The organism is Kitasatospora sp. NPDC088742 (assembly GCF_055584905.1).
This window is the reverse complement of the sequence record NZ_JBVJLD010000069.1, coordinates 1-22,065: the sequence shown is the minus strand read 5'-3', so window position 1 is coordinate 22,065 and position 22,065 is coordinate 1. Positions and strand designations below refer to the sequence as shown.

General features: G+C 72.6%; 15 protein-coding genes and 1 pseudogene. All 16 read right to left on the bottom strand.

Going from position 1 to position 22,065, the window contains the following annotated elements:
* Positions 1-61: 61 nt before the first annotated feature.
* The 16 genes and pseudogenes from ACZ6ZR_RS35350 to ACZ6ZR_RS35275 all read right to left on the bottom strand — a co-directional run bounded on the left by ACZ6ZR_RS35350 (position 62) and on the right by ACZ6ZR_RS35275 (position 22,028).
* Positions 62-1,909 (bottom strand): acetolactate synthase large subunit, encoded by a 1,848-nt coding sequence (locus tag ACZ6ZR_RS35350; protein WP_465649568.1) that lies wholly within the window; start codon positions 1,907-1,909, stop codon positions 62-64.
* A 301-nt stretch (positions 1,910-2,210) separates the two neighbouring features.
* Positions 2,211-5,102 carry a putative bifunctional diguanylate cyclase/phosphodiesterase gene (locus ACZ6ZR_RS35345; protein ID WP_465649566.1) on the bottom strand — a complete coding sequence of 964 codons (2,892 nt, stop codon included), beginning with the start codon at positions 5,100-5,102 and terminating at the stop codon, positions 2,211-2,213.
* A 204-nt stretch (positions 5,103-5,306) separates the two neighbouring features.
* Positions 5,307-8,339, bottom strand: a complete 3,033-nt coding sequence (locus ACZ6ZR_RS35340; RefSeq protein ID WP_465649564.1) for a helix-turn-helix transcriptional regulator — start codon at positions 8,337-8,339, stop codon at positions 5,307-5,309.
* Between the two features lie 104 nt (positions 8,340-8,443).
* On the bottom strand, positions 8,444-8,635 hold the full coding sequence (locus ACZ6ZR_RS35335; RefSeq protein WP_465649562.1) for a hypothetical protein: 192 nt from the start codon (positions 8,633-8,635) through the stop codon (positions 8,444-8,446).
* A gap of 166 nt (positions 8,636-8,801) precedes the next feature.
* Complete coding sequence (gatB, locus tag ACZ6ZR_RS35330; protein WP_465649560.1) at positions 8,802-10,313, bottom strand: Asp-tRNA(Asn)/Glu-tRNA(Gln) amidotransferase subunit GatB; 1,512 nt, start codon at positions 10,311-10,313, stop codon at positions 8,802-8,804.
* Between the two features lie 32 nt (positions 10,314-10,345).
* Positions 10,346-10,585, bottom strand: coding sequence for a hypothetical protein (locus ACZ6ZR_RS35325; protein WP_465649558.1), 240 nt, complete (start codon positions 10,583-10,585; stop codon positions 10,346-10,348).
* Entirely contained in the window at positions 10,582-12,075 is a 1,494-nt protein-coding gene (gatA, locus tag ACZ6ZR_RS35320; protein ID WP_465649556.1) for an Asp-tRNA(Asn)/Glu-tRNA(Gln) amidotransferase subunit GatA, read from the bottom strand. Before gatA ends, ACZ6ZR_RS35325 begins: the two co-directional genes overlap by 4 nt.
* A 3-nt stretch (positions 12,076-12,078) precedes the next feature.
* Positions 12,079-12,375: an Asp-tRNA(Asn)/Glu-tRNA(Gln) amidotransferase subunit GatC gene (gene gatC, locus ACZ6ZR_RS35315; protein ID WP_035845952.1), complete on the bottom strand. Its 297-nt coding sequence runs from the start codon at positions 12,373-12,375 to the stop codon at positions 12,079-12,081.
* A gap of 127 nt (positions 12,376-12,502) precedes the next feature.
* A pseudogene (locus ACZ6ZR_RS35310) lies at positions 12,503-14,032 on the bottom strand (putative bifunctional diguanylate cyclase/phosphodiesterase); the annotation flags it as partial.
* A gap of 365 nt (positions 14,033-14,397) precedes the next feature.
* A complete protein-coding gene (ligA, locus tag ACZ6ZR_RS35305; protein WP_465649587.1) occupies positions 14,398-16,608 on the bottom strand; it encodes an NAD-dependent DNA ligase LigA in 2,211 nt (736 codons plus the stop codon).
* A gap of 92 nt (positions 16,609-16,700) precedes the next feature.
* Positions 16,701-17,711 carry a methionine synthase gene (locus ACZ6ZR_RS35300; RefSeq protein WP_465649554.1) on the bottom strand — a complete coding sequence of 337 codons (1,011 nt, stop codon included), beginning with the start codon at positions 17,709-17,711 and terminating at the stop codon, positions 16,701-16,703.
* 245 nt (positions 17,712-17,956) lie between these two features.
* Positions 17,957-18,376 (bottom strand): type II toxin-antitoxin system VapC family toxin, encoded by a 420-nt coding sequence (locus tag ACZ6ZR_RS35295; RefSeq protein ID WP_465649553.1) that lies wholly within the window; start codon positions 18,374-18,376, stop codon positions 17,957-17,959.
* Positions 18,373-18,657: a hypothetical protein gene (locus ACZ6ZR_RS35290; RefSeq protein ID WP_465649551.1), complete on the bottom strand. Its 285-nt coding sequence runs from the start codon at positions 18,655-18,657 to the stop codon at positions 18,373-18,375. The genes ACZ6ZR_RS35295 and ACZ6ZR_RS35290 overlap by 4 nt, the downstream gene beginning before the upstream one ends.
* Before the next feature lie 1,191 nt (positions 18,658-19,848).
* The gene (locus ACZ6ZR_RS35285; protein ID WP_465649549.1) at positions 19,849-20,538 is read right to left on the bottom strand and encodes an SDR family oxidoreductase; all 690 of its coding nucleotides are present in this window, start codon (positions 20,536-20,538) and stop codon (positions 19,849-19,851) included.
* On the bottom strand, positions 20,538-21,068 hold the full coding sequence (locus tag ACZ6ZR_RS35280) for an LOG family protein (RefSeq protein WP_465649547.1): 531 nt from the start codon (positions 21,066-21,068) through the stop codon (positions 20,538-20,540). Before ACZ6ZR_RS35280 ends, ACZ6ZR_RS35285 begins: the two co-directional genes overlap by 1 nt.
* 45 nt (positions 21,069-21,113) lie before the next feature.
* Positions 21,114-22,028, bottom strand: coding sequence for a PH domain-containing protein (locus tag ACZ6ZR_RS35275; protein ID WP_465649545.1), 915 nt, complete (start codon positions 22,026-22,028; stop codon positions 21,114-21,116).
* Positions 22,029-22,065 lie beyond the last annotated feature (37 nt).

The window sequence follows — 22,065 nt, the reverse complement described above, 5'->3', positions numbered from 1 at the left end:
GGGCTCCGGCGAAGCCGGACCGAACAAGGGTGGTGGTGGGCGACGGGAGGGCGAGCGCAGTTCAGTCGAGGTCGTCGCCGAAGTCCGGGCGCACGTCCCGGGCGGCGAGGATCTCGTCGTTGCTGGTGCCGGCGGCCACCATCGGCCAGACCATGGCGTCCTGGTGGACGATGAAGTCGATGACCACCGGGCGGTCGTCGATCGCCATCGCCTGCTCGATCACCTTGTCCAGGTCCTCGGGGCGCTCGCAGCGCAGGCCGACGCAGCCCATCGCCTCGGAGAGCATCACGAAGTCCGGGATCCGGGTGCCCTGGGCGGGCGCCGCGATGCCGTCGTGCTCCGGGCCGGCGTGCAGCACGGTGTTGGAGTAGCGCTGGTTGTAGAAGAGGGTCTGCCACTGGCGGACCATGCCCAGCGAGCCGTTGTTGATGACGGCGACCTTGATCGGGATGTTGTTCAGCGCGCAGGTGACCAGTTCCTGATTGGTCATCTGGAAGCAGCCGTCGCCGTCGATCGCCCAGACCGTGGCCTCCGGCTTGCCCGCCTTGGCGCCCATCGCGGCCGGGACGGCGTAGCCCATGGTGCCCGCGCCGCCCGAGTTGAGCCAGGTGGCCGGCTTCTCGAAGCGGATGAACTGCGAGGCCCACATCTGGTGCTGGCCGACGCCCGCCGCGTAGATGGCGTCCGGGCCGACCAGCTGCCCGATCCGCTCGATCACCTGCTGCGGGGACAACCCGCCGTCGGGGGCGGCCTCGTAGCCGAGCGGGAAGGTGGTCTTCCACTCGTTGAGCTTCTCCCACCAGGCGGTGTAGTCGCCCTTGTGGCCGGCGTCGAACTCGGCCTGGACGGCGACGATCAGATCGGCGATCACCTCGCGGGCGTCACCGACGATCGGCACGTCGGCCGGACGGTTCTTGCCGATCTCGGCCGGGTCGATGTCGGCGTGCACGACCTTGGCGAACGGCGCGAAGCTGTCCAGCTTGCCGGTCACCCGGTCGTCGAAGCGGGCGCCCAGGGTGAAGAGCAGGTCCGCCTTCTGCAGCGCGGTGACCGCCGGGACGGAGCCGTGCATGCCCGGCATGCCCAGGTGCTGCGGGTGGCTGTCCGGGAAGACGCCCAGCGCCATCAGGGTCGTGACCACCGGGGCACCGGTCAGCTCGGCCAGGATCCGCAGCTCGGTGCTGGCCTGCGCCTTGTGCACGCCGCCGCCGACGTAGAGGACCGGGCGCTTGGAGTTGACCAGCAGCTTGGCGGCCTCGCGGATCTGCTTGGCGTGCGGCTTGGTGACCGGGCGGTACCCGGGCAGTGCGGTCTCCACCGGCCAGCGGAAGGTGGTGGTGGCCTGGAGCGCGTCCTTGGCGATGTCGACCAGGACCGGGCCGGGGCGGCCGGTGGCGGCGATGTGGAAGGCCTCGGCGATCACCCGGGGGATCTCGGACGGGTCGGTGACCAGGAAGTTGTGCTTGGTGATCGGCATCGTGATGCCGCAGATGTCCGCCTCCTGGAAGGCGTCGGTGCCGATCGCCTTGGAGGCCACCTGGCCGGTGATCGCCACCATCGGGACGGAGTCCATGTAGGCGTCGGCGATCGGGGTGACCAGGTTGGTCGCGCCCGGGCCGGAGGTCGCCATGCAGACGCCGACCTTGCCGGTGGCCTGGGCGTAGCCGGTGGCCGCGTGGCCCGCGCCCTGCTCGTGCCGGACCAGGATGTGACGGACCTTCTGGGAATCCATCAGCGGGTCGTAGGCGGGGAGGATGGCGCCACCCGGGATGCCGAAGACGGTGTCCGCGCCCACGGCCTCGAGCGAGCGGATGAGGGACTGCGCACCGGTCATGGTCTCGACCACGCTGGGCGCGGGAGCGTGGGTAGCCGGGGTGTCCCCGCGACGGGGGGCGGCGTGCTCGGTCATCTGCCTGTCTCTTCTCGGGTTCTGCCGCCCGCCAGGTGAGGGCCCTGGTGGCGGCGGCCGGTCCTGCCTCCATCGTCCACCCGGCCCGTGTGAGGGGCTCGTAAGTGGGCGAATCGGCCGGGGTATTGCCTTGTCGAACAGTTCCAGTGCAACAAAAAACCCCTCGTGCCCGAGGGCATGCGAGGGGTGGCGCGTCGGTCTCTCCGAGCGGGGCGTGCTGCCCGCTCTAGCCGACGCGCCCGCCAAGTACGAGAATTCGGGTGCGCATGGCACCGACCTTCCTCCCCGGCGGGGTGCAGTGTCAAGCAGGTGGGACGGAGGTCTCATCATGCGGACGGGCCCATGGACCGGGCAGCGGAATGCGTCCTGGCAGGTCGGAGCCGCTCTGGTGGTGCGGAGCCCGGCTCCCGGCCACCTCCGGGTGGCCACCCGAACGGGCGTCTGCGGCCAGGTGGGCGCGGCGGGCGGAGAGCGGCCCGAGCGGCTTCGGCAGCGGGTAGACCCGGCGCAGCAGCGCGCGGCGCAGCCGGTGCTCGTCCAGCGGCTGGGAGAAGGCCAGGCCCTGGCCCTGGCGGCAGCCCAACTCCTGGAGGACGGCGACCTGGCGCGGGTGGTCCACCCCCTCGGCGGAGGTGGTCAGGCCGAGGTCGCGGCCCAGCCGGAGCGCGTGCCCGGCCAGCGCGCGGGTGAGGGTGGAGTCGGCCACGTCCTGGACCAGCGAGCGGTCCAGCTTGAGCGCGTCGAGCGGCAGCCGGGCCAGCGCGCCGAGCGAGCCACCGCCGGCGCCGAAGCCGGCCACCGCGGTGCAGACGCCGTGCCGGCGCAGCGCGTCCAGCCGGCGGCCGAGCTCGTCGGCCTGCGCGTCGGACCCGGTGCGGGCCAGCTCGATCACCAACTGCTGGGCGGGCAGGCCGGTTTCGCGGAGCACCGCGACCACCGCCTCGTACATCCCGGGGGCGCACAGCCGTTCGGCCGAGAGCCGGACCGAGACCGGGACGGCGACCATCCTCGGGCCGCCCCGGCGGGCCGCCGCGGTGACCGACTCGTGCAGCATCCAGCGGGCGAAGCGGGTGGCCGCGTCGCCCTGCTCGGCGGTGCGCAGGAACTCGGCGGGGGTGAGCAGCAGGCCCTGGGCGGAGCGCCACCTGGCCTGCGCCTCGACGCCCGTCACGGCGCCGGTGGAGAGGTCCACCAGCGGCTGGTGGAGCAGGGTGAAGGTGCCCTCCCGGACGGCCACCCGCAGGCGGTCCTCCAGCTCGGTGCGGCGCTCCAACTCGGCCCGCATGGCCGGGTGGTAGAGCACCACCCGGCCCTTGCCCTCGGACTTGGCCCGGTACATCGCCAAGTCCGCGTCGCGCATCAGCTCGTCGGCCCGCGGGCCGCCGGACTCCTGCCGGCCGCCCCGGGAGGGGGAAGGGGAGGCGAAGGCGATGCCGATGCTGGCGGCCACGCCGAGCTCGGCGCCGCCGATCCAGTACGGCTCGGAGAGCGCCGAGCGGAGCCGGTCGGCCAGCTCCTGCACCTGGACGCGGCCGAGCCGGCCGGAGACCAGCGCGGCGAACTCGTCGCCGCCGAACCGGGCCACGGTGTCCCCGGCCCGGACGGCGCCCTGGAGCCGCCGGGCGGCCTGCACCAGCAGCTCGTCGCCGACCTGGTGCCCGGCGGAGTCGTTGACCGCCTTGAAGCCGTCCAGGTCGAGGAAGAGCACCGCGACCGTCTCGTCCGCCTGACCACCCGTCAGGGCCGAGCTCAGCCGCTCGGTGAACAGCGCCCGGTTCGGCAGGTCGGTGAGCGGGTCGTGGAACGCGTTGTGCTGCAACTGGGCCTGCAGCATGACGCGTTCGGTGACGTCCCGGCTGTTCAGGATCAGCCCGTCCCGGTACCGGTTGACGGTGGACTCGACGTGCAGCCACTCGCCGCCGCCGGAGCGGACCCGGCACTCCACCCGGGCCGAGGGCTCGCCGATGCCGTCCGGCAGGCCCTTCATCAGCCGCTTCACCTCGGCCAGCACCCGGTCGACGTCCTCCGGGTGGACCAGGTTGAGCAGGTTCCCCCCGACCAGGCCCTCCGGGTCGCGGCCGTAGACGCCGAGCGCGGCCGGGGAGACGTAGGAAAGTACCCCGGTGCCGCCGGCGATCATGATGACGTCGCTGGAGCCCTGCACCAGGGAGCGGAAGTGCGCCTCCTTCTGGGCGAGTTCCTGGGCCAGCGAGAGGTTGTCCAGCAGGGTCACGCCCTGACGCAGGATCAGCGCCAGGCCGACGGTGCAGGCGGCGGCCACCACCACCCGGTCCAGGGCGTGGCCGCCGAGCGCGTTGTAGAGGATGCCGGCCGTGCAGACGGCGGCCGCCACGTACGGGGTGAGCGCGCTGAAGGTGGTGGAGACCCGGCGGCGCGGGGCGCCGCCCACCGAGGGGTGCTGACGGCTGGGCCCGCCGGCCGCCCGGGGCGCCCAGGGGGCCCAGGCCAGCAGCACGCTGCCGGCGAACCAGCCGGCGTCCAGCAGACCGCCGGAGTGGTAGTTGCTGCGCAGCTCGGGCGAGGTGAACAGGGCGTCGCAGACCACCGTGAGGGCCAGGCCGACCATCGCGGTGTGCACCGCCGCGCGGTTGCCGTCCCGGCGGCGGAACCGCAGGCCGACCACCAGGCTCACCAGCAGGATGTCCAGCACGGGGTAGGCCAGGCCGAGTGCCAGCCGGAGCGGGTCGTCCCCCTCCCCCGCCGCGACCCGGCCGAGCGCCAGGCTCCAGCTGAGGGTGAACAGCGAACCGGCCACCAGCCAGCCGTCCAGCAGCAGGCAGAGCCAGCCGGCCGCGGTGCGCGGGCGCTGGGCCAGCACCAGCAGGCCGGTGATGGCGAGCGGGGCGAAGAGCAGGAAGGCGTACTCGGCCGGCGAGTCCGGTGGCAGGGCGGTGCCGAGCACCACCTCGTACCAGCCCCAGGTGCCGTTCCCGAAGGCGACCATGGAGGAGGAGAGGCCGAACAGCAGCCAGGCCGGACGGGCCGGGCCGGCCGTGATGCAGGCGTGCAGCAGGCAGGAGAGCGCGGCGGCCAGCGCGGCCCCGGCGAGGCCGAAGTCCCCCATGAACAGGGCGAGTCGGGGGGATCCCCAGCCGAGGGCGGCACCCACCGCGTACCCGAGGCAGAGCACCGCCAGCAGGGCGCCGGGGGGACGGACCGCGCGGAAGCTCACTCGACCTCTCCCCCACGCCGTACCGGTGTTCCCGGTCCGGACCCTACACCAATTCCGTCACTCAATGACACGCACACTCCACTTAGAGTAATGGCGACCGGTGACAACGTGGCCCGTTTCGGGACGGATCGCCCCGGTTGGCCGCAGCGCACGGGGGCGCACGGAGCTCCGCGCCCCCGTGCGCCCGACCGGCCCGGCTCCCTTTCAGGCGCCCTGGCCCAGGAGTTGGAGCCGGTGGGCCAGCGCGGCGGCCTCGCCGCGGCTGCCGACCGAGAGCTTGGCCAGGATGTTCGAGACGTGCACGCTGGCGGTCTTGGGCGAGATGTAGAGCTCCTCGGCGATCTGACGGTTCGTCCGGCCCAGTCCGAGCCGGTCGAGCACCTCGCGCTCACGCGGGGTGAGCCCGAACTCCTCGGCCGGATCGGCCGGTTCGACGGGCCGGGGCTCCACCGGCCGGCGGGCGGCGGCCAGACCGGCCCGGGCGGTGAGCAGGGCGGCGTCCTGCCGCAGGTAGCGGCCGGAGGTGACCAGTTCGTCCACCTCGCGCAGCAGCCCGGCGGCCTCCTCCCGGCGGCCGGTGGCCAGCAGCGCCTCGGCCTGCCGGTAGAGCGCCTGCCCGAGCGGGCAGCCGAGCCCGAGTGCGCGCAGCGCCTCGACCGACGCCGCCCACTGGCCGGGACTGTCGGTGCCCTCGGCGCGGGCGAGTTCGGCCGCCAGCAGCTCGGCCCAGGCCCGGTGGATCCCGGTGCCGGGATGCAGCCCGGCGGCCACCTCGGCGATCCGCCGCAGCACCACCGGGCGGCCGAGGTCGGCGCTGGGCACGCCCCGGGAGTCGGCCTCGGCGGCCGCGCCCTCGACCAGCACCGGCAGCAGTCCGTTGACGCAGCCGTCGGAGAACCCGGCCCCGGCCGGGCGGGCGGCCAGGTCGTCGAGCACGGCGAGCAGTTCGGCCCGGGCCTCCAGCGGACGGCCGGCCCGCATCGCGATCCGGATCGCCAGCCGGGCCACCGGCAGGTCGTGCTGCGGCTGCTGGACCACCTTGCCGGCCTCCCGGGCCCGCCGGAAGTGCTCCTCGGCCCCGGCCAGATCGCCCCGGTCCAGGGCGAGTTCGCTGCGCAGCCGGTCCAGGAAGGCGTGGAAACTGCCGGCCCGGGAGTCGTCCCACTCGGCCAGCAGCTCCTCGGCCTCCTGCCGGCGGCCGAGCACCAGCAGCGCCTCCACCAGGTTCCCCGCCAGGATGGCGCCGGTGTTGGCCAGCAGCCCGTTCCCCCGGGCCACCGCCAGGCCCTCCCGGGCCAGCGCCTCGGCCTGCTCGGCCCGACCGAGGCTGAGCGCCATGCTGGAGAGGTTGTTGAGGGCCCGGCAGAGCACGTCCACCACACCGGCCGACCGGGCCCGCTCGACCGCCTCGTGCAGCAGCGCCAGCCCGGCCTCCGGGTCGCCCAGGTTGGCCCGCAGGGTGCCCAGGGTGGTCAGCGCGTGCAGCTCGACCATCGGGGTGTCCACCGCACGGGCCATCTCGACGGCCCGCTCGGCCATCGCCATGTCCCCCGCCGACGGGTCCAGCAGCATCACGTGGCCCACCGCCAGCGCCAGCACCTCGGCCTGCACCGGGGACGGCCGCAGCCCGGCCACCAGCTGCTGGGCCCGGTCGATCGCCTCCTGCGCTCCCCCGCGCCGCAGGTGACCGAACATCTGCGCACGCTGGATCAGGAACCAGGCGGCGCGCTCCGGTTCGGCCTGCTCGTCCAGCAGGTGCAGCGCACGCTTGGCCAGGCTCAGGCCCCGGTCCCGGTCCCCGCTGCGGCGGGCCGCGGTGACCGCCTCGGCCAGCACGTCGACCAGCCGGAGCCCGGCGCAGTGCGCGCCGTCGCAACCGCAGGCCGGGAAGGTGCCGGCCCAGTCGTGCGGCCGGACGGTGGCGTTGCGGGTCTCCTCCGGCACCTCGTCCCAGAGCTCCAACGCGCGCTCCAGCATGCGCAGCTGCTCCGCGAAGGCATTGCGGCGGCGGGCCGCCCGGGCCGCCTCCAGGGCGGCCGGCAGGGCCTTCACCGGTTCGTGCGCCTGGTACCAGTAGTTGGCCAGCCGGGCGTCCAGCCCGTTCTCGCAGGCCAGTTCGGCCTGCTGCTCCAGCACGGTGGCGTAGCGGCGGTTGATCCGGTAGCGCTCGCCGGGCAGCAGGTCGTCGGAGACCGCCTCGCGGACCAGCGCGTGCCGGAACCGGTAGCCCTCGCCGTCGGTGTCCGGGCGCAGCACGTTGGCCCCCACCGCCGCCCGCAGCGCCTCGGTCAGTGACTCCTCGCCCTCGTCCAACACCGCCTCCAGCAAGGCGTGTTCGACGTAGCTGCCGCCCTCGGCGGTGATCCGCAGCACCCGCTGGGTCTCGTCCGGCAGTGCCTCGACCCGGACCAGCAGCAGGTCGCGGAGCGATTCGGTGAGGCCGGTGTGGCAGCCCTCCTGGTGGGCGGTGGCCAGCTCCTCGACGAAGAACGGGTTCCCCTCGGAGCGGTCGTGGATGCGGTCCACCAGCTCCCGGCCGGGCGCCTCGGTGCCCAGGATGCCGGCCAGCTGGGCGGCCACCTCGGCCCGCTCGAACCGGGCCAGCTCCAGCCGCTGCACGGTGCGCAGCCTGTCCAGCTCGGCCAGGAAGGGGCGCAGCGGGTGACGGCGGTGCAGGTCGTCGGTGCGGTAGGTGGCGACGATCAGCACCCGGGCCCTGTGCAGGGTGCGGATCAGGTAGGCGAGCAGCTCGCGGGTGGAGCGGTCGGACCAGTGCAGGTCCTCGATCGCCAGCACGATGGTCTGCTCGGCGGACAGTCGCTCGAACAGCCGGCCGGTGTGCTCGAAGAGCCGGGCCCGGCCGAACTCGTCGTTCGGCTCGGCGTCGTCGGCCCCGAACTCCGGGAGCAGGCGGGTGAGATGACCCTCCATCCCCTCGGCGGCCCGTTCGAGTTCGGCCCCCAGGCCCCGGTGCAGCCGGCGCAGCGCGGTGGCCAGCGGGGCGAACGGCAGACCCTCGGCGCCGACCTCCAGGCAGCCGCCCATGGTGGTCACCGCGCCGTCCCGGCAGGCCGCCCCGAGGAACTCCTCGATCAGCCGGGTCTTTCCGACCCCGGCCTCGCCACCGATCAGCACGGCCTGCGGCTGCCCCGCGTCGGCCCGGCGCAGCGCCGCCTGGAGCGCACCGACCTCGGTGCCGCGACCGACGAAGACCGGGCTCACCGATATCTGCTCCATGAGGGCGAGCATGCCACAGGCCGCCGACGCGGTCCGAGCGAGTATCTCGCGGTTCGGACCAGGCATCGGCGGCCTGTGACGTTCTGTCAGCATTTGCCGCTCGCTCAGCCGTGCTTGAGCTGCGGGCGCGGACTCAGCGCCCGTACCCGGCGCTGTCGCAGCGCACTCAGCAGGCCCAGGCGCACGCCCGGAACCTCCGAGCGGCCGGCCTCCAGGGCCTCCCTGACCAGCGCGTCGTGGCGGGCGGCGCGCTGAAGCTCCTGCGAGCGGGCCTGGATGAGCTCGTACTCGAACATCGTGGTCTCCCCTTTTTCCCCTGCGGGCTCTTCGTCCTGGTAAGAGCTTCCTCCGGTAAGGGGGGTGGCCACATCGGGAGCATGCCGCATCTCCCGGGGCACGCGGTCCTTAGACGCGGACTGCCCGCCCCGTGAGTACGGAGCGGGCAGTCCTAGGTACCTCAGGTCACTCGGGCGAGACGCCGAGCTTCTCGAAGATCATGTCCTTGACCTTCGCGGCGTCGGCCTGGCCCCGGGTGACCTTCATGACCGCACCCACCAGGGCGCCGACCGCGGCCACCTTGCCGGAGCGGATCTTGTCGGCGACGCCGGCGTTCTCCGCGATGGCCTGGTCGATCGCCGCGCCCAGCGCGGAGTCGTCGGAGACCACGGCGAGGCCGCGGGCCTCGACCACGGCGTCCGGCTCGCCCTCGCCGGCCAGCACGGCCTCGATCACCTGACGGGCCAGCTTGTCGTTGAGCTTGCCCTCGGCGACCAGCGCGCAGACCCGGGCCACCTGGGCCGGGGTGATCGGCTGGTCGGCCAGCTCGGTGCCGGTCTCGTTGGCCCGGCGGGCCAGCTCGCCCAGCCACCACTTGCGGGCCTGGTCGGCCGGCGCACCGGCCGCGATGGTCTCCAGGATCGGCTCCACCGCACCGGCGTTGAGGATGGACTGCATGTCCTGGTCCGTCACGCCCCACTCGGCCTGCAGCCGGGCCCGGCGGACCCGGGGCAGCTCGGGCAGCGTGGCCCGCAGCTCCTCGACCCACTCCCGGCTCGGCGCGATCGGGACCAGGTCGGGCTCCGGGAAGTACCGGTAGTCCTCGGCGTTGTCCTTGATCCGGCCGCTCGTGGTGGACCCGTTGTCCTCGTGGAAGTGCCGGGTCTCCTGGATGATCGTGCCGCCGTCGGTGAGCACCGTGGCGTGCCGCTGGATCTCGAACCGGGCTGCCCGCTCCACGCTGCGCAGGGAGTTGACGTTCTTGGTCTCCGAGCGGGTGCCGAACTTCTCGGTGCCGTTCGGACGCAGCGACAGGTTCACGTCGCAGCGCATCTGGCCCTTGTCCATCCGGGCCTCGGAGACGCCCAGCGCCCGGATCAGCTCGCGCAGCTCGGCCACGTACGCCTTGGCCACCTCGGGCGCGCGCTCGCCGGCGCCCTCGATCGGCTTGGTGACGATCTCGATCAGCGGGATGCCGGCCCGGTTGTAGTCCAGCAGCGAGTGGGTCGCGCCGTGGATACGGCCGGTCGCGCCACCGACGTGGCTGGACTTGCCGGTGTCCTCCTCCATGTGGGCGCGCTCGATCTCCACCCGGAAGGTCGAACCGTCCTCCAGCTGTACGTCGAGGTAGCCGTTGAAGGCGATCGGCTCGTCGTACTGCGAGGTCTGGAAGTTCTTCGGCATGTCCGGGTAGAAGTAGTTCTTCCGGGCGAACCGGCACCACTCGGCGATCTCGCAGTTCAGCGCGAGGCCGATCTTGATCGCCGACTCCACACCGATCGCGTTGACCACCGGCAGCGAGCCGGGCAGGCCGAGGCAGGTCGGGCAGGTCTGGGTGTTCGGCTCCGCGCCCAGCTCGGTCGAGCAGCCGCAGAACATCTTGGTCTTGGTACCCAGCTCGACATGGACCTCAAGGCCCATCACCGGGTCGTACGAGGCGAGTGCGTCCTCGTACGAGACCAGGCTAATGACGCTCACAGCGTCCCCTTCACTTGAGTCTTGGCGGTCCGTCAGCCCAGCAGCACGTCGTCGTCGCCGAGCCGCTTGAGCTCACGGACGAGGAGTGCGGTGCCGGTGATCAGCGCGGCGGCACCGACCAGGGCGTTGAGGAGCAGGAGGTTGTCGTTCTCGGACCGGGCCTTGCGGATGTCCTTGGAGATCGAGATCGCGCCGAACGCGCTCGTCCCGATGGACAGCCAGAGACCCGGCTTCGACTTCTTGAATCCCTTGGCCTTCGCGATGCCGCTCACAGTGCCGGTGCCTCCTCGAGCAGGGGGTGTCCCCACTTGTCGTTGAGTGCGGCCTCGACGGCGCCGCCCACGCGGTACAGGCGGTCGTCCGCCATCGCGGGAGCGATGATCTGCAGGCCGACCGGGAGATTGTCCTCCGGGGCCAGGCCGCAGGGCAGCGACATGGCCGCGTTGCCCGCCAGGTTGGACGGGATGGTGCAGAGGTCGGCCAGGTACATCGCCATCGGGTCGTCGGCGCGCTCGCCGATCGGGAAGGCGGTGGTCGGGGTGGTCGGCGAGACCAGCACGTCGACGCCGGCGAAGGCCGCGTCGAAGTCGCGCGAGATCAGGGTGCGGACCTTCTGGGCCGAGCCGTAGTAGGCGTCGTAGTAGCCCGAGGAGAGGGCGTAGGTGCCGAGGATGATGCGGCGCTTCACCTCGGGGCCGAAGCCGGCCTCGCGGGTGAGGGCGGTGACCTCCTCGGCGGAGCGGGTGCCGTCGTCGCCGACCCGCAGGCCGTACCGCATCGCGTCGAAGCGGGCCAGGTTGGAGCTGGCCTCGCTCGGAGCGATCAGGTAGTAGGCGGGGAGTGCGAGGGTGAAGGACGGGCAGGAGACCTCGACCACCTCGGCGCCGAGCTCGCGGAGCAGCTCCACGGACTCGTTGAACCGCTGCATCACACCGGCCTGGTAGCCCTCGCCGGCGAACTCCTTGACCACGCCGATCCGCATGCCGCGGACGTCGCGGCGCTTGGCGGCCTCGACCACGGCCGGGACCGGGGCGTTGATGGAGGTGGAGTCCAGCGGGTCGTACCCGGCGATCGCCTCGTGCAGCAGCGCCGCGTCGAGGACGGTGCGGGCGCACGGGCCGCCCTGGTCCAGCGAGGAGGAGAACGCGATCAGGCCGTAGCGGGAGACCGAGCCGTAGGTCGGCTTCACGCCCACGGTGCCGGTGACGGCGCCGGGCTGACGGATCGAGCCGCCGGTGTCGGTACCGATGGCCAGCGGGGCCTGGTACGCGGCGAGCGCCGCGGCCGAGCCGCCGCCGGAGCCGCCGGGGATGCGGGACAGGTCCCACGGGTTCCCGGTCACGCCGTAGGCGGAGTTCTCGGTGGAGGAGCCCATCGCGAACTCGTCCATGTTGGTCTTGCCGAGGATGACCACGTCGGCGTTCTTCAGACGGGCCGTCAGGGTGGCGTCGTACGGCGGCACCCAGCCCTCGAGGATCTTCGACCCGCAGGTGGTCGGGATGCCCTCGGTGGTGAAGACGTCCTTGAGCGCCAGCGGCACGCCGGCCAGCGGGCTCAGCTGCTCGCCGGCCGCGCGCTTGGCGTCCACCCGGCGGGCGGCCGCGAGGGCGCCCTCGGTGTCCACGTGCAGGAAGGCGTTGACCTTCTTGTCGGTGGCCTCGATCCGGTCCAGGTGGGCCTGGGCGACCTCGACGGCGGAGACCTCGCCGGCCGCGATGGCGGCGGCGGTCTCGGCGGCAGTCTTCTTGATGAGCTCGGTCATGGGTCAGTCCTCCCCGAGGATCTGGGGGACGCGGAAACGCTGCTCCTCGGCGGCCGGCGCACCGGCCAGGGCCTGCTCCGGGGTGAGCGACGGGCGCACCTCGTCCGCCCGCATGACGTTGGTCAGCGGAAGCGGGTGGGAGGTCGGCGGGACGTCCTGTCCGGCGACCTCGGAAACGCGGGCGACCGCGCCGATGATCACGTCGAGCTGCTCGGCGAAGTGGTCCAACTCTTCGGCCTGCAGCTCCAGACGCGACAGCCGGGCGAGGTGGGCGACCTCCTCGCGCGTGATGCCAGGCATGCAGCGATCCTCAAGGGTGAGTTCTGGTCGGACCGCCACTCAGATGTGTGGCAGCCCATCTTTCCAGGCCCATCCTATGGGCAGCACTGGGCGCCCGAGCCGCAGCGAGCTCGGGCGCCCGGTGTTCTCAGAGCAGTTCGACCTCGGGCGCGCCGGTCCGGTGGACCATCAGCCAGGCGGTGGCCTGGTCCGCCGGGAGGGCGGCCGAGACCAGCCAGCCCTGCACCGCGTCCACCCCGAGGGAGTGCAGCCGCTCCCAGGTCTCGTCGTCCTCGACGCCCTCGGCGACCACCGTCAGCCCGAGCGAGTGGGCCAGCTCGACCGAGCAGCGGACCACCGCCGCGTCGTGGTCGTCGGCCACCATCCGGGAGACGAAGGACCGGTCGATCTTCAACTCGCCGACCGGCAGCGAGCGCAGCCGCACCAGCGAGGAGTGCCCGGTGCCGAAGTCGTCCAGCGACATCCCGACCCCGTAGCGGCGCAGCTCGGCCAGGGTGTCGGCGGCCAGCCGGGAGTCGTCCAGCAGCAGCCGCTCGGTGATCTCCAACTGGAGCGCCCCGGCGGGCACCTGCTGCCTGGTCAGGTGCCCGGCCACCCGGTCGGCGAAGCCCGGGTTGAGCACGTCCCGGGGTGAGACGTTGACCGCGACCTGCACCTCCAGGCCCTGCGCGCGCCAGAGCGCCAGCTGGCCGACGGCGGCCTCCAGCACGTAGTCGGTCAGCCGGGGCATCAGCCCGCTGGACTCGGCCAGGCCGATGAACTCGTCCGGGGGCACCCGACCCTGGCCCGGCCGGTCCCAGCGCAGCAGCGCTTCCAGGCCGACCACCCGGCCGTCGAAGGCCACCTTCGGCTGGTAGTGCAGCTCCACCTCGCGGGTCTCCAACGCCCGCCGCAGGTCGCCGAGCAGCCCGATCCGGTACGGGGTGTCCAGGTCGCGGGTCTCGTCGTACTGCTCGACCCCGCTGCGCCGGCGCTGGGCGTGGGCCATCGCCACGTCCGCCCGGCGCAGCAGCGCCTCGGCGTCCTGGGCGTGCGCGGGGTAGACGCAGACCCCGGCGCTGGCCTCCAGCACCAGCAGCAGCCCGTCCAGCCGGATGGGTGCGGCGAGTTCGGCGATCAGGGCCTTTGCCATCCGCTCCAGGGTGTCCGCGCGGCCGACCCCGGGCAGCAGCACGGCGAACTCGTCTCCGCCCATCCGGGCCACCACCGGGCGGTGGCTGCGCTGGATGGCGACCGGGAGGGAGGAGAAGACGTCGTCCGGATCGTCCCGCCCGGGGTTGTGCGTGCCGGAGCGCAGCGCCCGGTGCAGGCGGCGGGCGATGTGCACCAGCAGCCTGTCCCCCGCGGTGTGCCCGAGCGCGTCGTTGAGGGAGCGGAAGCGGTCCAGGTCGAGCAGGATCAGCCCGACGTTCCAGTCCTCCTCGCCCTCGCCCTCGGCGATCGCCTCCTGGGCGGCCAGCAGCAGGGCATGACGGTTCGGCAGGTCGGTCAGCGGGTCGGTCAGCTGGTCCCTGGCCCGGTCCCGGGCGATCCGCCAGGCGGCCACCAGGACCGCCAGCGGCACCGCGAACAGCGGGAGCAGCTCGGGCTCGTGCCGGTAGACCAGGACGGCGAGCGGGATGAGCGGCGCTGCCCCGGCCAACAGCACGCCGAGCAGCAGGACCGCACCCGCCACCCCCTGCGGCGGGCGTGTGGGCGCGCCGCCGGTCGTACGATCCATAAGCCCTGTCCTCCGTCGGGCCCGCCCCGTTCAGGCCGCCTTTCGGTACGACACCCCCGGTGCGGTGGAGGCCAGCGAGCGGGCTTCCCCGGCCGGCCCGACTGGTGCTCTCGGGGCCTGCCACCCTTGCTGACGCAGTGTCGCCCCAAGGGTATGCCCGGCTCCGACCTGTAAGGCGGACTTTCGGACAACCTTGGACGCCGCACCGGCGGAACATCCATTCGGAGTGCCGCCCAGTGACAGAATGCCCGGTTTCTTTCGGACAGACCCCGCTGACGCTGCATCAGGAAGGTAACGGAGTCTCAGCCTTCCTCGGTCGGCTCGGCCTCCGGGACCTCCTCCGGGACGATCGGCTCGATCCCGAGGTGGGCCCGGGCCGCGTCGGGGCCCTGCTCCAGCAGCACCGTGAAGCCCGCGTCGTCCAGCACCGGCAGGCCGAGCTGCACGGCCTTGTCGTACTTGGAGCCGGGGTTGTCACCGGCCACCACGAAGTCGGTCTTCTTGGAGACCGAGCCGGTGACCTTGGCACCGCGCGAGGTGAGCGCCTCCTTGGCGCCGTCCCGGGTGTGGCCGGCCAGGGTGCCGGTGACCACCAGGGTCAGGCCCTCCAGCGGGCGGGGGCCGGTCTCCTCGGCGGCCTCCTCGGTGAAGCGGACGCCGGCGGCGCGCCACTTCTCCAGGATCTCCCGGTGCCACTCCTCGGCGTACCACTCCTTCACCGCTTTGGCGATGATCGGGCCGACCCCCTCGGTGGCGGCCAGCTCCTCCTCGGTGGCGGCGAAGATCCGGTCCAGGTCACGGAACTCGCGGGCCAGCGCCTGGGCGGAGACCGGGCCGACGTGACGGATCGACAGGCCGTTGAGGTAGCGCCAGAGCGGGCGGTCCTTGGCCTTGTCGAGGTTCTCCAGCAGCAGGGTGGCCGACTTCTTCGGCTCGCCCTTGAGGTTGGCGAAGAAGGTGACCACCTTCTCCTTGCCGGTCTTGTCGTCCGGCTTGGGCATGCCGGTCTTCGGGTCCAGCACCTTGGCCTTGATCGGCAGCAGCTGATCGATGGTCAGCCCGAAGATGTCCCCCTCGTTCCCCACCGGCGGCTCGGCGGGCTCCAGCGGCTGGGTCAGCGCGGTGGCGGCCACGTAGCCGAGGCCCTCCACGTCCAGCGAGGAGCGGCCGCCCAGGTAGGCGATCCGCTCGCGGATCTGGGCCGGGCAGTACTGCGCGTTGGGGCAGCGCAGGTCGATGTCGCCCTCGCTCATCGGGCGCAGCCCCTCGCCGCACTCCGGGCACTTCTCCGGCATCCGGAACGGCTCCGCGCTCTCCGGCCGCAGCTCCATGACCGGGCCGAGGATCTCCGGGATCACATCACCGGCCTTGCGCAGCACGACGGTGTCGCCGATCAGCACGCCCTTGGCCTTCACCACGTCCTGGTTGTGCAGGGTGGCGTACTGCACCATCGAGCCGGCCACCTTCACCGGCTGCTCCAGCACCGCGTACGGGGTGGCCCGGCCGGTCCGGCCGATGCCGATCTTGATCTCGGCGAGCTTGCCGTTGACCTCCTCCGGCGGGTACTTCCAGGCGATCGCCCAGCGCGGGGACTTGGAGGTGGCGCCGAGCCGGCCCTGGAGCGGGATCTCGTCCACCTTGACCACCACGCCGTCGATCTCGTGCTCGACCGAGTGGCGCTGCTCGCCGTACAGCTTGATGAAGGCCCGCACCTCGTCCAGCGTGGAGACCACCTTGTTGTGCTTCGCGGTGGGCAGGCCCCAGTCGTGCAGCAGCTGGTAGGCGTGCGACTGGCAGTCGATGTCGAAGCCCTCGCGGGCGCCGATGCCGTGCACCACCATGTGCAGCGGGCGGGAGGCGGTGACCTGCCAGTCCTTCTGGCGCAGCGAACCGGCCGCCGCGTTCCGGGGGTTGGCGAACAGCTTGACCAGCGCGCCGGGGCGCTTGCCCTCCTTGGCGCGCTCCTCGTTCACCGCGGTGCGCCGCTCGTTCTCGGCCGCCAGTGAGGCGTTCAGCTCGGCGAAGGCCTCGGTCGGGAGGTAGACCTCGCCGCGGATCTCCACCAGGGCGGGGATGTTCTCGCCCTTGAGCTGGTGCGGGATCTCCTTGATGGTGCGGACGTTGGGCGTGATGTCCTCGCCGACCCGGCCGTCGCCGCGGGTCGCGGCCTGCGTCAACTGCCCGTTCTCGTACGTGAGGTTGACGGCCAGGCCGTCCACCTTGAGCTCGCACAGGTAGTGGTACTCGATGCCGTCCAGCTCGCGGGCGACGCGCTCGGCCCAGGCGGCCAGCTCCTCGTCGTCCATCGCGTTGTCCAGGCTGAGCAGGCGCTCGCGGTGCTCGACCGCGGCGAACAGCTCGGTCGGGGCGCCGCCGACCTTCTGGGTCGGCGAGTCGGGGGTGACCAGGACCGGGTGCGCGGCCTCGATCGCCTCCAACTCCCGCATCAGCAGGTCGAACTGGGCGTCGGTGACGATCGGCGCGTCGTCGAGGTAGTACCTGGCGCGGTGCATCTCGATCTCGTCCGCCAGCTCGGCGTGCCGCTCACGCACCTCCGCCGGTACGTCCGCCCAGCCCTCGACCGCCACCGCGACCTCCCAGTCCACTACTCCGGGTTGTCCACCAGACTCTGCGCGGCCCTCGCGCTGAGTGACAGCGCCTTGCGGGCGTACGCGGGCGAAGCACCCGCCAGACCACAGGTCGGAGTCACCAGCACGCGGCGTCCGAGCAGCTCCGGGGACAGCCCCAACCTGCGCCACAACGTCCTGACACCCTGGACACTACCGGCCGGGTCCGTCATTCCCGTGTCGGTGGAGGGCACCACACCGGCGAGGAAGACGGTGCCCGCCTCGACCGCCTCGCCGATCTCCTCGTCCTCACGCTCCGTCAGCAGACCGAAGTCCAGCGAGATCCCGGCCACCCCGGCCCGGCGCAGCAGTGCGAGCGGCACGTCGGGTGCGCAACTGTGCACCACCACAGGGACGTCGAGGGCGCGGATCAGCTCCCGCAGGGTCTCCTCGGCGCGCTGTCGGTCCACCGAGCGCAGCCGCTGGAAGCCGCTGGCGGTCTTCACCGAGCCGTCCAGGACGGCCGGAAGTGACGGTTCGTCGAGTTGCAGCACCACCTGGGCGGCCGGGATGCGCTTCTGCACCTCCGCCAGGTGGCGGCGCAGGCCCTCGGTGAGGGAGCCGGCCAGGTCCCGGCAGGCTCCGGGGTCGGCCAGGGCCTTCTCGCCGTGCCGCAGCTCGATGTTGGCGGCCAGCGTCCACGGCCCGACCGCCTGCACCTTGAGCGCGCCCGTGTACCCCTGGGTGTGCTCCTCCAGGGCGTCCAGGTCCTCGCGCAGCCAGGAGTGCGCCCGCCGGGTGTCCCGGCCGGGCCGGTCGGCGAACCGCCAGCCGCTCGGCTCGGTCTGCGCGAAGAGCTCCACCAGCATCCCGGCGGAGCGTCCGATCATGTCCGCACCGGGGCCCCGGGCGGGGAGCTCGGGCAGGTGCGGCAGGAACTCCAGCGCGCCGACGGCCGTCTTCGCCGCCTCCCGCGCGTCCGTCCCGGGCAGCGAACCGACCCCGGTCGCGGCACCGGTCAGCTCGGGAAAGAGGTGTTGAGTACTCACCCCGCGAGCCTATCCGCAGCGGATCCGGAACCTTCTCACCTTCCCCGTTCACGGAGCAGATCCATGAGTTCTACGACTGGAGCATCGACGGCGTCGACCACGACCAGCCGGTCGAGACAACCCTCGCCCTGGCCGAAGCCGTAGAGCGTCCGCGTCCGAACCGTCGCGGGGCAGGTCGAGGTCGCTGAGGACGGCGGGACTCAGGGGCGATCCAGCGGCCGTGGGTGTTTCCGTCGCAGCTGTCGTCAGGTCAGGTCGGGCAGCAGGGTGAAGCAGTCCGTGTGCTTGGGCTGGACGACGGTGAAGTGGCGGCGGTCGAGGGTGGCGATCCGCCGGGCTCGGAGGCGTTCGGCGACTGCGATGACGGAGGCGTCGACCGCTCCGAGAGGGAAGCTGTCGTACTGCTCGATGAGCTCACCGACGCGAAGAAGGTCGTCGGGGGTGACGTTGTCGAGCTCGAAGTGCCCTCTCGCCACGTGGTCGATGAACGCGCGCTCCACGCGTGGCCAGTGCTCCAGCTGCCAGCTGACCTCGGCCAGGACGGTGGAGGGCAGGATCTTCCGACCCCGAAGCTGGGAGAAGAAGTCCACGCAGCGGGCGTGGTGGTTGTCCCTGGCGTTGAAGAACGCGACGAGCGGTCCGGTGTCGAGGATCGTAACCGTCACCCGGAGGCGCTCCCGCGCCGGTCGTCGCGGGCAGCGATGTAGGCATCGTGGTTCTCCGCGTAGTCGGCGGGGGCGTCGATGCTGCCGGCGAGGGCGAGGAAGCTGGGCGGGAGCAGGCCGCCCTCGTCGTCTGCCTCCTCGGCGTGCTCGTCCACTCGCGACGGAAGGACGTCGGCGAGCTCCTCGTCCTCGCTGATGATCAGGCGGAGGCGGCGGGCCTGGCGAGGACTGAGGTGCTCCACCGCGTACCGCAGGTCTTCGTAGTCGCGTGCTGCCGTCATGGGGCAAGTCTGGCACGCGGAGCCCCTGCGATGTCGGTGGAGGCGGTCGCGGATGTAGTGGTCGTGGTTCTCGGCTCCGTCGGTGCGGCCCGGGTCCACACTGCCGCTGAGTGCCAGGAGGTCCGCCGGGGTCTTCTGCTCGGTCGCGGTCGTGTATTGCCAGTACGGGCAGAGCCTGGCTCGCAGTGCGCGACCCACTCTGACGAGCGGCCCCTGACGCTGTGTCAACTATGCTACGTTCCGTAGTCGTTGGAAGACAGAGTTGACCCCGGCGGTGCTGGAACACCCCGGGGTCTGGCAACAGGAGCGAACCTCCAGATGCGTATCCATCGTACAGAACACACACGTCACTTCACCGTGTTGCCGAACGGCCTGTTGCAGGACCGGCGGCTCAGCTACACCGCCCGGGGGCTCCTGGCCGATCTGCTCTCCCGTCGTGACGGGTGGCGCGAGGACGGGCGGCAGATGGCGGACTCCAGTCCGCAGGGGCGTGGGGCGGTCCGCAGGGCGCTCAGGGAGTTGACGGCCGCCGGGTACTACCGGGTCGACACTGCACGGATGCCGAACGGGACGATCCGCAGCGAGGCCCACGTCTACGACACTCCGCAGCTCGCGGTGCCGGGTGTCACCCGTCCGGTCTCCGGTGGGGTGGAGGCCGGGTGCGCTGGCCTCCCTTCGGTAAAGGACCCGGGGAAGAAACCCTCCCTCCCCGAGCCCCGGTCGGCTCCGGACGAGCAGGTCCAGGCAGCGGTGGCCACGCTGTTCCGGGTGATCCGGCCGGAGCCGCGGCTGCGGATCGGCGAGGCGGAGGCGGTCGGGCTGGCACCGCTGGTCGCTCAGTGGCTGCAACGTGGATGTGGCACAGACGAGTTGGCGCGGGCGCTGCTACCGGGGCTGCCTGCGAGGGTGCACTCCCCGGCGGCGGTGCTCCGCAGCCGGCTGGAGCGGAAGATGCCGCCCGCACCCCGCCCCGAGCAGGCCGCCCCCGCTCGGTACGAGTGCGGCAGGTGCCACGATCCGGTGCCGAGGCCGGGCATCTGTCCGCCCTGTGCGGGGCTCGGCACCCGGGAGGTCGCGGTCGGCTGCGGCGCATCGGCGACCCGAAGCGGAGCCGCCCGCGCCCGGACGGCGTTGCGTACCGCCAGAACCGGGCTGCGGGCAGCTGTCACGGCCGGGTAGCCGGCTGCGACCTCAGTTGCCCGGACGGACGGTGATCTCGGTGAGCTCGGCGTCCCGGGGGAGGTCGATCGCGGTGAGGATGGCGGTGGCGACGGACTCCGGAGCGATCCAGCGCGTGGGGTCGTACTCCTTGCCCTCCTGCTGATGGACCTTCAGCTGCATCGGGGTGGCGGTGCGGCCCGGGTAGACCGTGGTGACCCGGACGCCGTGGCCGTGCTCCTCCACCCGGAGCGAGTCGGCCAGCGCGCGCAGGCCGAACTTCGACGCCGCGTACCCGCCCCAGGTGGCGTCGGCCCGCAGGCCCGCACCGGAGTTGACGAAGAGCACGTGCCCCTTGGCCAGCCGGATCGAGGGCAGCAGCAGCCGGGTCAGCTCGGCGGGCGCGACCAGGTTGACGTTCAGCTGCTCCTGCCAGGCCTTGACCGGAAGGTCGCCGATCTCGCCGAGCTGGACCACGCCGGCCACGTGCAGCAGCGAGTCCAGCTCCACCGGCAGCTCCTGGTGGCCGAAGGCCCAGGAGAGCTTCGCCGGGTCGGCCAGGTCGCCGACCACGATGCGGGCCCCGGGGAAGCGCTCGCGCAGCTGAGCCGCCCGCCGGGCGTCCCGGGCCAGCAGCCAGAGCTGCTCGCCGCGCGCGGACAGCCGCTCCGCGACGGCCTCGCCGATGCCGGAACCGGCCCCGGTGATCAGGTGAGCACCCATCAGTTCGTCCCCTCGAGAAGTGCGATCGCCTCGGCCGGCGTGGTGGCGAAGTGCACCAGCTCGGCCAGTGGCCGGGGCAGGAAGCCCTCGGCGTCCATCCGCTCCAGCTGCACCCGCAGCCCGGTGTAGAAACCCTCGGTGTCCAGCACCACCACGGGCTTGTCGTGCCGGGCGTGCTTCTTGAGCTCCAGCACCTCGGTGATCTCGTCCAGCGTGCCGAGCCCGCCGACCAGCACCGCCAGCGCGTCGGCCCGCTCCAGCAGCTGCGCCTTGCGGGTGGCCAGGTCGGGGGTGCTGACCAGCTCGTCGGCGCCCTCGTACGCCTTGTGCGCGAGGAAGTCCACCGAGATGCCGACCAGCCGGCCGCCGGCGTCCTTCACCTCGTCGGCCAGCAGGCCCATCAGCCCGGCGTGCGAGCCGCCCCAGACCAGGGTGTGCCCGCGCTCGCCCAGCAGGCGGGCGAACTCGGCGGCAGGGGCGGTGTACCGCTCGTCGAGCGAGTACGCGGAACAGAAGACGGTGATGTTCATAGTGCCCCCAGGTCTACCAGGTCACGGGGGCGACGGTCCCACCGGTTACCCGGCGCCCAGCGCGGTGGCCGACTCGTAACGGGGCACCGCACGCCGGGCCGCCGGGCCGGTGGCCCGCCACGCCCAGGCCAGCAGACCCACCGTGAGTGCCGACCCGGCCGCCACGGCGGGCAGCCCGAGGGCGTCCAGCCAGCAGAGCGGCAGCAGCCAGAGCGCGGTGCCGCCCAGGGCGGCGACGAACGGCCACGCGGACGGGCGGAGCTCGTCCGGCGCGCTCCGGCGGTGGCGCAGACAGAGCGTCAGCTGAGCGGCGGAGTATCCGGCCACCAGCCCGAGGACTCCGGCCATCACCCGGTCCCCGGCGGCCTGCCGGGCCTCGGTCTCGATCCCGGCGAGCAGGGCCGCACCGACGGCGGCCGCGCTCAGCACCAGCAGGTGCGCCAGGTACGCCGCCGCCGTGCCCGAGCCGTAGAAGCGGCTGACCTCGGAGAGCGCGGCCGGCGCGGGCAGCGGGCCGGAGCCGCGGTGCTGCCGCCAGTACCCGCGCAGCGCCCGGAGCCTGCTCTCGAAGTGGAGGTCGTCCAGCCGGCCGGGGCGGGGCTGCGGCAGCAGCATCTCCCGGCCGTCGGTCAGCACCACCGCGGCCCGCAGGAAGTCCCCGCTCCGGAGCTGCTTCATCCGGACCACCCGGAAGTCGGCGATCTCGTCCCAGCCCACCACCCGGTCACGGAGCGGGCTGTGCAGCCGGAGTGCCACGGCGTCCGCCTCGAGCCAGGAGGCATGGGCGAACGCGGTGTAGAGCAGGAGCAGCCCGATCAGCAGGGTCATGGAGGGCCACAGGAACGGCCCGAAGCCGACGGCGATCCACCAGCCCAGACCCGCCGAGGTCCCCAGCGCTCCCAGGCCCGCGCAGACGCGGGCACCACGAGGATGGTCGGAGCGGAAAACAAGTTCGTTCACGGAGCAATGATGCCAGGTCCGGCCCTCGGGCCCGGCA

Coding starts and splice junctions, on each gene's coding strand:
- ligA (WP_465649587.1), bottom strand. CDS start 16,608: ATGCACCGCGCCAGGTACTACCTCGACGACGCGCCGATCGTCACCGAC.
- ACZ6ZR_RS35280 (WP_465649547.1), bottom strand. CDS start 21,068: ATGAACATCACCGTCTTCTGTTCCGCGTACTCGCTCGACGAGCGGTAC.
- ACZ6ZR_RS35335 (WP_465649562.1), bottom strand. CDS start 8,635: ATGTTCGAGTACGAGCTCATCCAGGCCCGCTCGCAGGAGCTTCAGCGC.
- gatC (WP_035845952.1), bottom strand. CDS start 12,375: ATGCCTGGCATCACGCGCGAGGAGGTCGCCCACCTCGCCCGGCTGTCG.
- gatA (WP_465649556.1), bottom strand. CDS start 12,075: ATGACCGAGCTCATCAAGAAGACTGCCGCCGAGACCGCCGCCGCCATC.
- ACZ6ZR_RS35290 (WP_465649551.1), bottom strand. CDS start 18,657: ATGACGGCAGCACGCGACTACGAAGACCTGCGGTACGCGGTGGAGCAC.
- ACZ6ZR_RS35285 (WP_465649549.1), bottom strand. CDS start 20,538: ATGGGTGCTCACCTGATCACCGGGGCCGGTTCCGGCATCGGCGAGGCC.
- ACZ6ZR_RS35350 (WP_465649568.1), bottom strand. CDS start 1,909: ATGACCGAGCACGCCGCCCCCCGTCGCGGGGACACCCCGGCTACCCAC.
- ACZ6ZR_RS35340 (WP_465649564.1), bottom strand. CDS start 8,339: ATGGAGCAGATATCGGTGAGCCCGGTCTTCGTCGGTCGCGGCACCGAG.